Annotated in this window: 17 protein-coding genes; 14 read left to right on the top strand and 3 right to left on the bottom strand. The window is 45.7% G+C overall.

Annotated elements, in window-relative coordinates:
- Positions 1 to 390: amidohydrolase family protein (locus Q0C19_RS06735; RefSeq protein ID WP_295054254.1), on the bottom strand; the 390-nt coding region annotated here is incomplete at its 3' end.
- A 195-nt stretch (positions 391 to 585) separates the two neighbouring features.
- On the opposite strand from Q0C19_RS06735, the gene Q0C19_RS06730 reads away from it, so the two are divergent.
- From Q0C19_RS06730 to Q0C19_RS06665, 14 genes are all read left to right on the top strand, one after another.
- Complete coding sequence (locus Q0C19_RS06730) at positions 586 to 945, top strand: response regulator (RefSeq protein WP_295054251.1); 360 nt, start codon at positions 586 to 588, stop codon at positions 943 to 945.
- A gap of 10 nt (positions 946 to 955) precedes the next feature.
- Positions 956 to 1,573, top strand: a complete 618-nt coding sequence (locus Q0C19_RS06725) for a chemotaxis protein CheX (protein ID WP_295054248.1) — start codon at positions 956 to 958, stop codon at positions 1,571 to 1,573.
- The gene (locus tag Q0C19_RS06720) at positions 1,573 to 2,859 is read left to right on the top strand and encodes a diguanylate cyclase (protein ID WP_295054246.1); all 1,287 of its coding nucleotides are present in this window, start codon (positions 1,573 to 1,575) and stop codon (positions 2,857 to 2,859) included. Before Q0C19_RS06725 ends, Q0C19_RS06720 begins: the two co-directional genes overlap by 1 nt.
- A 77-nt stretch (positions 2,860 to 2,936) precedes the next feature.
- Complete coding sequence (gene aroQ, locus Q0C19_RS06715; RefSeq protein ID WP_295054243.1) at positions 2,937 to 3,416, top strand: type II 3-dehydroquinate dehydratase; 480 nt, start codon at positions 2,937 to 2,939, stop codon at positions 3,414 to 3,416.
- A gap of 3 nt (positions 3,417 to 3,419) precedes the next feature.
- Positions 3,420 to 3,944, top strand: coding sequence for a 2-amino-4-hydroxy-6-hydroxymethyldihydropteridine diphosphokinase (gene folK, locus Q0C19_RS06710; RefSeq protein WP_295054240.1), 525 nt, complete (start codon positions 3,420 to 3,422; stop codon positions 3,942 to 3,944).
- The gene (flhF, locus tag Q0C19_RS06705; RefSeq protein ID WP_295054237.1) at positions 3,925 to 5,193 is read left to right on the top strand and encodes a flagellar biosynthesis protein FlhF; all 1,269 of its coding nucleotides are present in this window, start codon (positions 3,925 to 3,927) and stop codon (positions 5,191 to 5,193) included. Before folK ends, flhF begins: the two co-directional genes overlap by 20 nt.
- Entirely contained in the window at positions 5,190 to 6,062 is an 873-nt protein-coding gene (locus Q0C19_RS06700; RefSeq protein ID WP_295054234.1) for a MinD/ParA family protein, read from the top strand. Before flhF ends, Q0C19_RS06700 begins: the two co-directional genes overlap by 4 nt.
- A gap of 70 nt (positions 6,063 to 6,132) precedes the next feature.
- Positions 6,133 to 6,456, top strand: coding sequence for a hypothetical protein (locus tag Q0C19_RS06695; protein WP_295054231.1), 324 nt, complete (start codon positions 6,133 to 6,135; stop codon positions 6,454 to 6,456).
- The gene (locus Q0C19_RS06690) at positions 6,453 to 7,145 is read left to right on the top strand and encodes an RNA polymerase sigma factor FliA (protein ID WP_295054228.1); all 693 of its coding nucleotides are present in this window, start codon (positions 6,453 to 6,455) and stop codon (positions 7,143 to 7,145) included. Before Q0C19_RS06695 ends, Q0C19_RS06690 begins: the two co-directional genes overlap by 4 nt.
- On the top strand, positions 7,145 to 8,239 hold the full coding sequence (fliM, locus tag Q0C19_RS06685; protein ID WP_295054225.1) for a flagellar motor switch protein FliM: 1,095 nt from the start codon (positions 7,145 to 7,147) through the stop codon (positions 8,237 to 8,239). The genes Q0C19_RS06690 and fliM overlap by 1 nt, the downstream gene beginning before the upstream one ends.
- On the top strand, positions 8,232 to 9,095 hold the full coding sequence (gene fliY / locus Q0C19_RS06680; RefSeq protein WP_295054222.1) for a flagellar motor switch protein FliY: 864 nt from the start codon (positions 8,232 to 8,234) through the stop codon (positions 9,093 to 9,095). The genes fliM and fliY overlap by 8 nt, the downstream gene beginning before the upstream one ends.
- Before the next feature lie 2 nt (positions 9,096 to 9,097).
- Complete coding sequence (locus Q0C19_RS06675) at positions 9,098 to 9,886, top strand: TIGR00730 family Rossman fold protein (RefSeq protein WP_295054219.1); 789 nt, start codon at positions 9,098 to 9,100, stop codon at positions 9,884 to 9,886.
- Positions 9,886 to 10,905 carry a tRNA 2-thiouridine(34) synthase MnmA gene (mnmA, locus tag Q0C19_RS06670; RefSeq protein WP_295054216.1) on the top strand — a complete coding sequence of 340 codons (1,020 nt, stop codon included), beginning with the start codon at positions 9,886 to 9,888 and terminating at the stop codon, positions 10,903 to 10,905. The genes Q0C19_RS06675 and mnmA overlap by 1 nt, the downstream gene beginning before the upstream one ends.
- The gene (locus Q0C19_RS06665) at positions 10,893 to 12,131 is read left to right on the top strand and encodes an MFS transporter (protein ID WP_295054213.1); all 1,239 of its coding nucleotides are present in this window, start codon (positions 10,893 to 10,895) and stop codon (positions 12,129 to 12,131) included. Before mnmA ends, Q0C19_RS06665 begins: the two co-directional genes overlap by 13 nt.
- Before the next feature lie 20 nt (positions 12,132 to 12,151).
- Here the strand turns inward: Q0C19_RS06665 and Q0C19_RS06660 are convergent, their stop codons facing one another.
- Both Q0C19_RS06660 and mtgA read right to left on the bottom strand, forming a co-directional pair.
- Positions 12,152 to 12,919, bottom strand: coding sequence for a carbonic anhydrase (locus tag Q0C19_RS06660; RefSeq protein WP_295054210.1), 768 nt, complete (start codon positions 12,917 to 12,919; stop codon positions 12,152 to 12,154).
- 45 nt (positions 12,920 to 12,964) lie between these two features.
- Positions 12,965 to 13,831 (bottom strand): monofunctional biosynthetic peptidoglycan transglycosylase, encoded by an 867-nt coding sequence (mtgA, locus tag Q0C19_RS06655; RefSeq protein ID WP_295054208.1) that lies wholly within the window; start codon positions 13,829 to 13,831, stop codon positions 12,965 to 12,967.
- Positions 13,832 to 13,884 lie beyond the last annotated feature (53 nt).

Here is a 13,884-nt window from a genome sequence, read left to right as displayed (position 1 = left end):
AAAACAGGGGTTTAAATCAAAACCGTACGAGCTTACCGCTCCGAATGCCGTGATACCGTTGGAGAGCATCATGTTGATCGCCTGCGTCGTACACTCGTCATCGCATTCGTTGATCAGCTCTTCGCGGGATGCGATAACGCTGGAGAGCCACGGCATAAATTCACCGTAGGTCAGAGTGGATCGGTTGGCACTGAATTCGAGATGGACATGGGGATTGATCAGTCCCGGAAGAATCACCGAACCCTCGCCGAGCTCGACACACTGTTCACCGTAGCGGGAACGCAGCTCATTATTCGGGACGATTTCGATTATGGTTTTCTCAAACACGACACCGTAATCGCGGAGTATATTCCCATCGGTAAAAAGGGTATCGGCTAATAATATTTTCATACAGTAATGTCCAAACGTACCAGAGTTCTTTTAATGGCTAGAATTGTATCATAGGGAATACAACCCATTTCACTTTTTGGCAATTAGAATCAAAATTTTTACTATTGCTTAAGGAGAGGTTGAAAGACATTTCAAATAGTCCGCTTAAAGAGTAATGCGTTATAATAAAAAATAGGGAAATATAAAAGGATTATATTGAAAATACTTGTTGTCGATGACTCTAAATTAGCACGTTTATTTCTGATTAAAACGCTTAAAGAACTGGAGCCTATGGCTGAAATTTTAGAAGCGGAGAACGGGCTGATCGCGGTCGAATTATTTAAGCAGGAAAGACCGAGCGCTGTTTTTTTAGACTTGACTATGCCGGTGATGGACGGGTATGAAGCCTTGAAAGAGATTATAAAAATTGATTCCAAAGCACAAGTTGTTATTGTATCGGCCGATATTCAAGCACAAGCACAGTCTACTGTTCTCGAATCCGGCGCCAAAATGATGGTTCCCAAGCCGATTAATAGCGAAAAAATGTTGTCTGTATTGCAGCAACTTTCCATATAAAGAGTTAAGAATGCAACAAAACGGATTTACAGACGATCATCTTGATATGCTTCGGGAGTTGATGAATATCGCAATGGGAAATGCAACGGCGAGTATTGCCGATTTGCTCGAAGCATTCGGAAAAATGCATATTCCCCAAATTATGATCAGTGATATGGAGGGGCTGGATAGCTATATTCAGCAAACGATACCTAACGATCAGCGTAACTATGTGACAAAACAGCTTTTCGGAGGGCTCTTTAGCGGAGAGTTCCTCTTTGTTATTTCGGAAGAATCCGCATTGCATCTGGGGCATCATCTGTATGACGTCGATAAGCCATCGGATGGGGATATTCTGGACGCCGTGATTGAACTGACCAATATTCTCAGTGCGACGATTATCAGCCGATTGACGGAAGAACTGAATACCAAAGTCCAGTTCTTCGTCCCTTCGACAGAACGGGTGGACGGCAATTCCCTGATTAGCCAAGAGGATATTATCAATTACCATCGAATCATTATTATCAGCACGGAGATGGAATTTCAGCATCAAAACATCAACGGACAGATTTTTATCCTCACGAAAGACGGGATGATCGGAAGTTTAAAAGAACTTATCGATCGTAAACTCGAAGAGTTATATGCCTGATGGTTACGATTCCTTATCCTAATGTGCTTCTAGATGCCCTTGAAATAGGGGTTATGGTTATTGATGAAAGTTTTGAAATCCGTTACTGGAATCAATGGCTAGAGATCAATACGGCTCATCCGGCATCTGAAATGATCGGTAAGAATCTTCACGATTTTTATCCTCAGATCGACTACAAAGTTTTTGCGCGGAAGATACGGACAACGTTGCGCTTAGCATCTCCCACCTTTTACGATGCATCATTGCAAAACCGTTTTATCGAAATACCCCGCACAAAAATCACGACCTCATTGCTGATTAATATGCAGCTTCAGGTGACGATCTCCCCTTATATTGTTGAAGAGGGGCTAGTGATGGTATCGATTTACGATATCAGCGATCTGCATGAACTGAAGCTTACCCTTCAATCCCAGATGGAAAAAATCTCCGAACTCAACTGTGAACTGCACAGAGATAAAATGATTATCGATGCCAATCTTCTGATTACCAAAATTGATGAAGAGTGTCGGATAGTCGAAGCAACTCAAGCGTTTCTAGAGTTTTTCGGATATAAAAAAGAGAGTGTGATCGGAGAGTATCTCTCTCAGGTATTTGGGGATGTTTCGGTTGATTTTGATACGATCCAAATATGTGATGCGATCGCGCGTCAGCAAAAATGGTCAGGTGAAGTCAAAGCCGTCTTGGCAAACGGGGAAGAGGTATGGTTTGATACCGTTGTAACCCCTTTGAATGACGATGAGAACGGCACGTTGTCTTATACGGTTATTTTTCACGATATCAGCGATAAGAAACGGATAGAACTCCTCTCCATTACCGATCCGCTGACTAAGCTCTTCAATCGGCATAAATTTAATGAGGTATTTGAAAATATGATTCGTCGTCGTCATTGGGATGAGAATCATACGTTTGGTCTGATTATTGCGGATGTAGACCATTTTAAACGGGTTAATGATACGTATGGACACCAAAGCGGAGACAAAGTATTGATCGAGGTAGCCCATGTATTTTCGCAAACGATCCGTACCGGAGATATTTTAGCACGCTGGGGCGGTGAAGAGTTTGTCTGTCTTTTGCCGGATGTTGATATGGAAAAAGCACTTTACGTCGCCGAAAAACTTCGTTTGGCCGTTGAAGAGCTTCATTTTGCCGATGCGGGAACGATCACCTCTTCATTCGGAGTGAGTATTTTTACTCCCGGAGATACGCAGGAGAGTATGATACATAGGGCGGACTCATCACTGTATCGAGCAAAAGAAAACGGGCGCAATCGGGTGGAATGCATATAAGCGATAGTGAAATTTAGTTCCTTATAATATAGAACCACTTATAATCTATACCTTAAAACATTAATCAAGGTTTATCAATGAAAATAGTCGTTATCCAAGGGCCGAATCTGAATATGTTAGGGGTTCGGGAACAGCAAGTCTACGGACCGATGCGTTTAGAGCAAATCCATGCACAGATGAAAGATGTCGCAACTCAAAATGGGGTAGATATCGAGTTTTACCAAAGCAATTTAGAGGGCGAAATTGTTGACCGTATTCAAGAGTGCTACGGTGATGCAGACGGAATTATTATCAATCCGGCAGCGTATACCCATACCTCTATCGCTATCCGCGATGCGATCAGTGCGGTGAACCTTCCGACGATCGAAGTGCATATCAGCAACATCTACCGTCGTGAAGAGTTTCGCCAAAAAAGTATGACCGCTCCGGTATGTACCTCGTCGGTTATCGGTTTTGGCCCTTTCGGATACCATTTGGCGATGATGGGAATGATGCAAATCCTCAGCGAAATCAATGCAATGCGTCAAGCACAGCAACAAGGCGCGGTAGAAGAGTAAGCGATGCCTCTGCGCCGCGTTCTGGATGAGAAGCATAGTATCTATGTCGATCATTATTTCCCCAAAACCCTCTCCCCCTCTCGTCGCTACCGTTACCGTGCGATTTTAGGAGTAGGGGGAAATATCGGAGATGTAAAGCGGCGGATGAATCATTTGTGGTTTTATATGCAGCGGATGAGTCTTTTAAGGGTTGTTCGAAGCGGTATAATTCTTCGCAATCCACCCTTTGGCTACACGGAACAGTCTGATTTTGAAAATACCGTTATGGAGATCGCGACGTCACTTGAACCCAAAGCTCTTTTACGGCTGATTTGGCGGATTGAAAAACGTTTTGGGCGCCGTCGCAGTTTTGCGAATGCGCCGAGGACGTTAGACTTGGATATACTATTCTTTGAGAAACGCTCCATTCGGACGAAAGAGTTGAGTATTCCCCATCCTCATTGGAATAAGCGGGTCAGTGTGACGATTCCGCTTGGAAGTTTGGCTCATAAGAGCGTACGGAGATACTATGAAAATCTTGACATTTAGCGGTGCCACCCCTGCCGAAGCGCTTAAAAAAGCACAGTTGGAGGTCGGCGAGGAAGCGATGTTGATCGAAACGCGTGAAGTACAGAAAAAATCACTCGGCAAAAGTGCTCTGTACGAGATTGTGGTCGGCGTCGAAGAGAATGCCGCTCCTTCCCCTAAAGCAAAGACTCCGATTGAAGAGCCGTTTATGAAACAGCGTCCGTTGGCTCAAAAAAGCAGCGATGTCCTCTATAACATTTCTGCCGCCGCAAAACAAATCTCTAAAATTGCCGAAGTGACCGAAGAGGAACGGGTTCCCCGCCATGCTCCGGTTCGGGAGAGCGAAGATCTCAAACGGATCAAAGAGGAGATTGAAAAACTCGGAGACAAAGTCAAGCTGATCCAAAACATGTTTTGGTCGGAAAAATCACCGAAAACGACCGCCGCTATCCCTCCGGAATTCGCCGAAATTTATCGTCTGGCGCAAGAGAGCGGAATGGATCAGGATCATTTGGATGAGATTATGCATCTCACGCTGGAGCATATGCCCTCTAAAATGAGAGAGAGTTCGGAGACCGTTAAACGCTACTTTCAAGTATTGATGCGAAAAATGATACCGGTACGGATGGAAACCTCTCCGAAGCCGGGAAGCAAAAAAGTAATCATGCTCGTGGGGCCTACGGGTGTCGGAAAAACCACTTCGATCGCTAAATTGGCCGCACGCTTTTCGTATCTTTTAGAGAAGAAATACAAGGTGGGGCTTGTGGTTCTCGATACCTATCGCATCGGAGCGGTTGAGCAGCTGATGCAGTACGCTCGGATGATGAAACTGGGGATTGAGACGGTGGTTGATCCCCCTGAGTTCTCCAGTGCCCTCAATGCGCTGCGCTATTCGGATTATATTTTGATCGATACGATGGGCTCTTCTCCGTACGATAAAGGGAAAATCGAAAAGATTTATGAATGTCTGCGGGAAAACAGTACCGATTACTCCGTTGATGTGGTGCTGGTAATGCCCAGTTCAATCAAGTACGATGATCTCAAAGCGACCTATGAGAATTTCGCACCCCTCGGGATCGACACGATGATGTTTACAAAGCTCGATGAAACCAGAGGTTTCGGGAATATTTTTTCGCTTGTTTACGAGACGAAAGTACCGATCAGCTACTTCTCGGTAGGGCAGGAAGTTCCCGAAGATTTAGTGGTGGCAACGTCTGACTTTTTGGTTGAGTGTTTGATGAACGGTTTTAACCGAGGTGAGAGTGTATGAATCACCAAGCTTCCAAACTTGAAGCCCTCGTTAATCAAAACCGCAATGCGGTAGCAAAAAAAACCCGGTTTATTGCGATTACCAGCGGTAAGGGGGGAGTCGGAAAAAGTACGATCAGCTCAAATATGGCCTATGTGATGGCAAAATACGGGTTGAAAGTAGGGATATTCGATGCCGATATCGGGTTGGCGAATCTTGATGTTATGTTTAACGTCAAAATCAAAAAAAATATTCTGCACGTCCTAAAAGGGGAAGCGACCGTCGAAGAGATTTTGGTTCCGATAGAGCCGAATTTGGTTTTAATCCCCGGTGAAAGCGGCGAAGAGATTTTTAAATACGCGTCGGGCGGATTGTTCGAGCGGTTTATGGATCAAGCCAATGTTCTCGATGATCTGGATGTGATGATTATCGATACGGGAGCAGGTATCGGAGAGCACATCCAACTCTTTTTACGTGCCTGTGATGACGTTATCGTGGTGACGGTTCCTGATCCCGCCGCAATTACCGATGCCTATGCAACGATTAAGGTAACATCGCGCCTGCGCGATGAGATTAATGTGATTATGAATCAAGTCCGCTCGGCAAAAGAGGCGGAGGCACTGTTTGATAAAATTCATAAAGTTGCCCAAGCCAACATCGGGGGAGGGTTGAAACTGAGTTATCTCGGGCAGATTTCGAATGACCCAAAGATCTCTATGAGTGTCAAAAAAAGAGCTCTTTTCTCCCGAGATTTCCCGACGGCTACCCCAACAAATGAATTAGAACAGATTGTTAAGCGTATCGCAAAAAAACTGGAACGAAACGTGCTCGTAGATCCCAAAGAAAGCGGTTTAGGTGGGCTGTTTAAACGTCTGATGGAACATTTTTGATCCGCGTCTTCGTACGGCTAGGATAAAGACTGCTTTTTTGGATAGACAGCAAAGATAAGGATAAGAAGATATGCGGGGTTCGAATTTTGTCTCTTTTCTAACAGTACAGGGTTTTTTTATCGGTATTGTTTTTGGGATATTGCAATCGGATTCGGCTGAGAATTTTTTGGGACTGGTGCTTCTCATCAGTCTCTTTTTTTATCTTTTCGCCCATTTGTGTGTCGGATTTTTCTTCCAGTCGTTGGGAGTCAAAGCGCAATCTTTTCCGAAAAAAGCGCATGAACATAATCTCGATTTCTTTGTACGTGAAATCAATAAACGCGAACAGTTTATTGACGCATTTTACACGCATAAATCAGAGTTACTGGATGATCAGGGACGGGGGAAAGGATGAGCGGTACCAATGCTTACACGCAAGAGCTAAAACACCGTGAAGATCAATTGGCGATTCAATTTCTTCCGGCCGTAAAAGCGATGTCGTTTCGTCTGAAAGAGCGCCTGCCAAGTTCAATCGATTATATGGATTTGTGCGCTATCGGAACCGAAGAGCTGGTTAAACTGGCCCGTCGTTACGATGAGAGCCAAAACGACTCATTCTGGGGCTATGCAAAAACACGCGTATATGGTGCAATGCTCGATTACCTCCGTTCACTCGACATGGTGAGCCGTTCGAGCCGCCGTCTTATCAAAGAGATCGATCATGCCATTGAAGTCTATATGGCCGATCATGATGACGAGCCGAGCGACAGTGAACTCTCCGTTATTTTGGGGATTGAGCAGGAAAAAGTACGGGAAGCGCGAATCGCCTCGGATATTTATACCGTTTTGCCGTTGGATGATCAGTTGGGTACCCCGGAAGAGGGTGGAGTATTAGAGCGGTTGGAACATGAGGATCTGATTGAGAGTATCCAAGAGGTTTTGATGACGTTTGAAGAGCGTGAACAGATTATTATTCAGCTCTACTATTTTGAAGAGCTGACACTGAAAGAGATCAGTGAAATCGTCAATATTACCGAATCGCGAATTTCACAAATTCACAAATCGGTCATTCGGCGAATTAAAGAAGCGGTTGGAGGGCAGTAATGGCAGATATATTATCCCAAGAAGAGATTGATGCCCTATTAGACGTTGTCGATGATGAAGGGGACGGCTTATTAGAAACGAGCGAGGAATCCCTTTACCCGCAGCGCCAAATCACCCTTTACGATTTCAAACGACCTAACCGTGTCTCCAAAGAGCAGCTTCGCGCCTTTAGAGGGATTCATGACAAAATGGCGCGCTCCATTGCATCCCAGATTTCAGCGATCATGCGCTCCATTGTTGAGATACAGCTTCACTCGGTCGATCAGATGACCTATGGGGAGTTTTTGATGTCACTTCCCAATCCGACCAGCTTTAACGTCTTTTCGATGAAACCGCTCGAAGGTAACGGCGTTTTGGAGATCAACCCTTCCATCGCGTTTCCGATGTTAGACCGAATCTTGGGGGGCAAAGGTGAGCCTTTCGAAGCCAACCGCGAATTTTCCGATATCGAACTCTCCCTTTTCGAGACGATTTTGAGGGTGATGATGGGGACGCTTCGGGAAGCCTGGGGACCGGTTACCGATCTCTATCCGCAGGTAGAATCGAAAGAATCGAGTCCGAACGTTGTTCAGATTGTTGCCCAAAATGAGATCGTTGTCATGGTCGTCATGGAGATCATTATCGGACACAGTTCGGGGATGATGAATATCTGCTACCCTGTTATCGCGTTGGAACCGGTATTGCCGAAATTGGCTAGCCGTGATTTGATGCTCAATGAAACCAGCTCGAAAAAAAGCCGTAATCAAGAACTTCAGGTCCTTCTCGGGGGGGCGCACGTTAATGTTGAAGTAAACCTTGGGGAAGCGGAATTAAGTCTGCATGAGTTGTTGGAATTAGGTGAAGGGGATATAATTCGGCTAAATATTCCTGCCGATGATGTCGTCAATGTCAGCGTGGACGGGAAAGCCCGCTTTATCGGGCAAATGGGGCTGCGGAGATTTAGAAAATCGATACAGATCACTTCGCTTATCGATACCGAAAAAGATGCCGTTAAACGGGCACTTAAAGAGTTTGAAACAAAACGAAAAGCGCGTATCAGCGGCGTAAAAGAGATGATACACGGACCAGCAGATGAGGAGGATGAAGATGAGTGATTTTCCCGGAGTATTTGCAACGGAAGCAGTTGCCACGATAGAAGGTTTGACGGGTCAAACTCCTGTGATTACGCTCAAAGAGGCGGAAGATATCTCTATTATCTCTAACGTTATCCCCCCTATTGCCCAAATTCATGTGAGTTTCAGCGGTGCGACAGCTGGACGAGGAATTGTGATGATGCCTCCGCAGCTCGCTACGGCGCTGGGGGACATGATGCTCGGCGGTGACGGCGCAGCACAGGACACGATGTCGGATGAAGACATGGATGCGGCCAAAGAGATTGTCTCGAACATTGTCGGGGCGATGAGTACCTCGTTAGCCTCCCAAAAAGAGCTTCCGAAATTTACGATTAAACCTGAAAAAGCGGAGTTTATCCAAGAGAGCGGAGAGGTCAATCTTGACGGTTATGCGAAAATGTTCGTTTTTACGTTTTCGATGGGGACGATTAACTCCCTGATGATGTTTGCAATCGATTCCAATGTCAATGATGCGCTCAACGGAGAGAAGTCAGCTCCTGCTAAACCCAGCGGCAGCGGAAATATTTTTGATACACCCTCTTCTGAACCTGCGGTCAAACTTGACGACGGAGAGATGAAAAATATCGGTTTGATTATGGGGGTAAAACTCCCCGTTCGTGTGCGAATCGGAAAGAAAAAAATGCTCCTCAAAGATGTTCTCAGTATGGATATCGGCTCCGTCATCGAGCTCAATCAGCTTGCGAACGATCCGCTGGATATTTTGGTGGATGATCATGTTATCGCTCAGGGCGAAGTGGTGATTGTCGATGGAAACTTCGGTGTTCAGATCACCTCGATCGGAACCAAGCGCGATCGATTGAATAAACTCAAAGGGTAGGTATGCCTCCGCATCGAAAAAAGAAAGAAAAAGAGTACCCAAGCAGCCGCTATGTCAAAGATATAAAGTCTGCGGATGTTTGGAGTGTTTTTAAAATTATTGCCGATTTCGTTCAAGGATTTGACGAATTGGGAGATTTAGGGCCGTCTGTAACCATTTTCGGCAGTGCGAGGGTTGATGAAAATCATCCCTATTACCATCAGGCGATGGAGCTTTCCAGCATGTTAGGGGCGCGGGGTTACAACGTTATTACCGGCGGCGGACCCGGTGTTATGGAAGCGGCCAATCGGGGTGCGTATGAGCATGAAGATGTCGAATCGATCGGTTTGAATATCGAATTGTCTACCGAACAGCAACCAAATCCCTATATTACCAAAGGGCGTAGTTTTGACTACTTTTTCTCCCGAAAAGTGATGCTGGTCAAATACTCGATGGCGTATGTTATTTTTCCGGGAGGATTCGGAACTCTCGATGAGATGTTTGAAGCATTGACACTTATTCAAACCCGCAAAGTCTGGGGAGTGCGCTTATTTATCATCGGAACTGAATTTTATGCGCCTCTGATTCAGTTCATTCGGGACAAGATGCTCGCTGAGGGGATGATTGATGAAGCGGATCTGAAATTGATTATATTGACTGACGATCTCTCTTTTGTTGTCAAAGAGATTGAAAAATCCTTGATTGCTCAGATGATTACGCTGGAGAAAGAGGGATTGGATGATACAAAATATTATCAAGTTCTCTCTTCTTATATGGCTGATAGAGAAAAATCTGACGAAAGCAGCATCTGATGGGCAAAAAAGTACTGATCGGGATGAGCGGAGGGGTTGACTCGACCGTTTCAACGTTGCTGCTCAAAGAGCAAGGGTATGAAGTTGAAGGGGTTTATATGAAACTCCACTCCAAACCCGGATACCATGAGATCCATCAAGCCCGTGCGCAGAAAGCGGCCGATTTTGCAGGGGTGAAACTTCATATTCTTGATCTTCAAGAAGAGTTTAATGAAAAAGTTTTTACTCCGTTTATCGAAACGTATCGCGAAGGAAAAACCCCAAATCCGTGTGCGCTGTGCAATCGTAATATCAAATTCGGTGCGATGGTATCGTTTGCCGATTCGTTAGGGGCAGATTTCATTGCGACAGGGCACTATATTCGCCACGACGGACAGTATCTGATGCAAGCACAGGATGATACGAAAGATCAAAGCTATTTTCTCTTTTACATCGATCCTGCGTTGGTAAAACGATTGCTGTTCCCTTTGGGAGAACGACATAAAAGTGATATCAAAGCATTTGCCGCCGGTATCGAGGGATTGGAATCGTTTGCATCGCAAAGTGAATCATCTGAAATCTGCTTTGTCGAAACAACCTATATGGATGTCTTAAAGCCTTATGTCCCTGTTGATCAAGAGGGCGAAGTATTGAACCTTGAGGGAAAAGTCGTCGGCAAACACAAAGGGTACATGCACTATACGATCGGTAAACGCAAAGGGTTTACCGTCCACGGCGCACACGATCCCCATTTTGTTGTCGAGATCAAACCGCAAACCAATCAGATTGTCGTAGGGACGCGTGAAGATTTAGAGTGCAATCGTGTCGAGTTAGAGCGGGTGAATATGTTTGATGAGAGAAAAGAGTTTGAATGTGATGTCAAACTTCGTTATCGTACTACGGCAGTACGCTGTTTGGTTAAAATCGACGGTGATCATGCGTCCGTTGAATTATACGAACCGGTATTGGGTGTTGCCTCAGGGCAGGCCGGAGTATTTTACGACGGAGATAAATTGCTCGGCGGCGGATGGATCGTTTGATCCGAACCAAAAAGAAAATCATCGCTGCCGGAATCATCGGCAACGTCATCGAGTACTACGATTTCGCCCTTATCGGCTTTTTAGCGGTGATGATGGGGAAGCTCTTTTTCCCCTCCACAGACCCCTTTCTTTCATTATTAGGCTCATTCAGCGCGTTTGCCGCAGGGATGATTATGCGCCCTGTCGGTGCATTGCTTTTCGGTCATATCGGTGATCGTATCGGTCGGCGCTTCGCCCTTATAAGCTCGCTTGCCCTCATGGCCCTTCCCACCTTTTTGATCGGTTTTTTACCCATCTACACTCAGGTTGGACTGTTAGCTCCGATCCTCCTCGTAGCACTTCGGATGATTCAGGGACTCTCGGTCGGGGGGGAATACGCCAGTTCGATTGTCTATCTTGTTGAACAATCTGCTCCGGAGCGCAAAAATCTTTATGGCTCTTTTGTCTCGGTCGGTGCGAAAATCGGTATGGCTTTGGGGTCAGGACTGTGTGGGGCATTATTGTGGTACTTGGGAGAAGATGCGATGGGAGAGTGGGGGTGGAGAATCCCCTTTTGGGCGAGTATCGTTATTGCGGCAGCAGGACTTTATCTGCGTCGTAATCTGAGTGATGAGTATCAGCCAAGCGAAGACAAAACGGTTCCCATTGTCGCTATTTTACGTCATCATCGTCGTGAATTCTGGCAATTTCTGACGATTGCATCGGCGATATGGATTTTTTATTACACCGTATTCGTCTATCTTCCGATTTGGCTGGAGGGGAGTGCCCATCTAAGCAAGAGCGAAGCGGGGCAGATCAATACACTTTCTATTATCATAGGGGTGATATTTATCCCATTGATGGCAATGCTCGCTGATCGAATCGGTTCATTTAAAGTTATGCGCGGTGCGGCGTTGGGTTTAGCCGTCGGTATTTATCCTCTGATGGTTGGGATGAGTATCGGGGGGTATTGGGCTGCATTGGGTGGCACATTGCTCTTAGTGATAGCTTTATGCGCTTTTCAAGCGCCTATTTTCGCTTCGACGGTTATGGCATTAAAGTATCATGGGTATCGTGCATCGTTTACGGCAGTGATTTTAGGAAGTGCGGCAGGGATTGTCGGGGGATTAACCCCCGTGTTAATGACCTCATTGGAGAAACTCAGCGGTGACCCGTATGCTCCGGCTTCTTTGATCGCCGCAACATCTTTGCTCGGATGGATCGTCCTTAGACGGATAAAGGATTGAATTCATTAGGTTGAAAATTCTTAGAAATGTACGGGTTTAAAGAGTGATTTCATCAGTGGAAACTCCATCATCTTTTCAGGATTGGACTCACCGTTAATATTAACAATTTTCAGTCGTCCGTAGCCGTTGTTAAAATCGTTGGAAAGATCGTATACCACTCCCACAATGGTCAGTTTTCCGCACTCAACATCCCCTTTAAACTCTTTTTGTGCGTAATAGGCTTGCTGATGGACATTGCTGATAACGGCGGCTAGCCATTTGCTCTCATCTGTACCCATGAGTGAGGTTTTGCGCACGGCCAGCGAGAGCGAATCGAGTTCACGTATGATGTGGGGTCCCTCTTCGGAATAATCCCCTAAAGCCGCTTTAATCGCTCCGCAGCGCGAATGTCCTACGATAATGAGCAGCGGTGTGTTCAAATGGCGCACACCGTATTCGACGCTTCCCATGTTGGAACTGAATTGATTGCCGATATTTCGGATGATAAAAAGATCGTTTTCGGGTGTTGCATCGAGCGAATCGCTTTGAAAACGGGAATCCGAACATCCGATAACGGTAGCGCGCGGATGCTGGGAATTTTTAAGTTTTTCAAAAAAAGCGGAGCCTTGGTGATTGACGTAATAGTCGTTTTGAGAGATAACTTCCCCGAACATCTTTTGTGCCATCTCTTGCAACTCTTGAGTATTGGAGACACCATGATGGGCCGCAGAAGAGGAATCGGCTGAATTGGCTAATACCAGCGTCCCCGAGGTTAGGGCGAAAAATTTAAGAAATGTCCGTTTGTTCATTACGGTCTCCTTGAACTGCATAGATGAAGATAGTGTACCATAAATTTAAAACGTCAGCGAAGCGTTTTTCTCTGTACCTAGATCGCTCGATGCGGGGAGATTGTTTTCGGGAGAAAGGGCTCCTTCTTCCCCTGTTTGACCGAAAAGAGTAGTGACGCTTTCATTGCTTTCCTGTGTCGGTTTCTCTTCATTTTTCGGTGGTGTCATTATCTCTTGAAATTGCGGAATGACGATACCTCTGCGTTTCATGATTTTATAGATGACACGAGAGCGGTTTTTGACGTATTTTTGGCTTCCGGTAGGATCGTATTTGATCGGATTGGGGAGGACTGCCGCCAAACGTGCCGCTTCAAGTCCGGTCAGATTTTTGGCACTTTTATGATAATAATGGCGTGCCGCCGCTTCGATTCCGAAAATACCGTCTCCCCATTCGGCGATGTTGAGATAAATTTCTAAAATACGTCGTTTGGAGAGGGAATTTTCAATGCGCCAAGTGATGATCGCCTCTTTGATTTTTCGCACCGGATTTTTGCTGGGTGAGAGGTAGAGGTTTTTGGAGAGCTGTTGGCTGATAGTGCTCCCTCCCGCGACAGACCCTTTTTTGAGGCTGCGCTCCAATGCCTGCTCCATTCCGTCAACATCAAATCCGTCATGGTTCCAGAATTTGTCATCTTCTCCGATTAAAACCGCTTTAATGACGTTGGGAGAGATTTCAGACATGGAGACCCATTTTTGGGTAATCTCCATATCCCGATTTTGTTCGGCCCACTCTTTTTCGCGGTATTCCATAAACGCCGTAGGGATGGGTCGAATCTCTTTGAGATCATCGATATTGGGATAGATGAAGTAGCGTCCGATATCGATTGCTCCGGCGAGAATCAAAAGGAGGAGAATGGTTTTTATTTTGTACATGTTAGTGATCCGTTTTGAGGGTTGGAAGATGCCACCCTTTGATATAGGCGGCT

Source organism: Sulfuricurvum sp., from assembly GCF_023250475.1.
Classification (GTDB): Bacteria; Campylobacterota; Campylobacteria; order Campylobacterales; family Sulfurimonadaceae; genus Sulfuricurvum.
The sequence above is the reverse complement of the archived record's forward strand: the minus strand, read 5'-3'. Positions and strand labels throughout refer to the sequence as shown.

Coding starts and splice junctions, on each gene's coding strand:
- Q0C19_RS06725 (WP_295054248.1), top strand. CDS start 956: ATGCAACAAAACGGATTTACAGACGATCATCTTGATATGCTTCGGGAG.
- Q0C19_RS06720 (WP_295054246.1), top strand. CDS start 1,573: ATGGTTACGATTCCTTATCCTAATGTGCTTCTAGATGCCCTTGAAATA.
- aroQ (WP_295054243.1), top strand. CDS start 2,937: ATGAAAATAGTCGTTATCCAAGGGCCGAATCTGAATATGTTAGGGGTT.
- folK (WP_295054240.1), top strand. CDS start 3,420: ATGCCTCTGCGCCGCGTTCTGGATGAGAAGCATAGTATCTATGTCGAT.
- flhF (WP_295054237.1), top strand. CDS start 3,925: ATGAAAATCTTGACATTTAGCGGTGCCACCCCTGCCGAAGCGCTTAAA.
- Q0C19_RS06700 (WP_295054234.1), top strand. CDS start 5,190: ATGAATCACCAAGCTTCCAAACTTGAAGCCCTCGTTAATCAAAACCGC.
- Q0C19_RS06695 (WP_295054231.1), top strand. CDS start 6,133: ATGCGGGGTTCGAATTTTGTCTCTTTTCTAACAGTACAGGGTTTTTTT.
- Q0C19_RS06690 (WP_295054228.1), top strand. CDS start 6,453: ATGAGCGGTACCAATGCTTACACGCAAGAGCTAAAACACCGTGAAGAT.
- fliM (WP_295054225.1), top strand. CDS start 7,145: ATGGCAGATATATTATCCCAAGAAGAGATTGATGCCCTATTAGACGTT.
- fliY (WP_295054222.1), top strand. CDS start 8,232: ATGAGTGATTTTCCCGGAGTATTTGCAACGGAAGCAGTTGCCACGATA.
- Q0C19_RS06675 (WP_295054219.1), top strand. CDS start 9,098: ATGCCTCCGCATCGAAAAAAGAAAGAAAAAGAGTACCCAAGCAGCCGC.
- mnmA (WP_295054216.1), top strand. CDS start 9,886: ATGGGCAAAAAAGTACTGATCGGGATGAGCGGAGGGGTTGACTCGACC.
- Q0C19_RS06665 (WP_295054213.1), top strand. CDS start 10,893: ATGGATCGTTTGATCCGAACCAAAAAGAAAATCATCGCTGCCGGAATC.
- Q0C19_RS06660 (WP_295054210.1), bottom strand. CDS start 12,919: ATGAACAAACGGACATTTCTTAAATTTTTCGCCCTAACCTCGGGGACG.
- mtgA (WP_295054208.1), bottom strand. CDS start 13,831: ATGTACAAAATAAAAACCATTCTCCTCCTTTTGATTCTCGCCGGAGCA.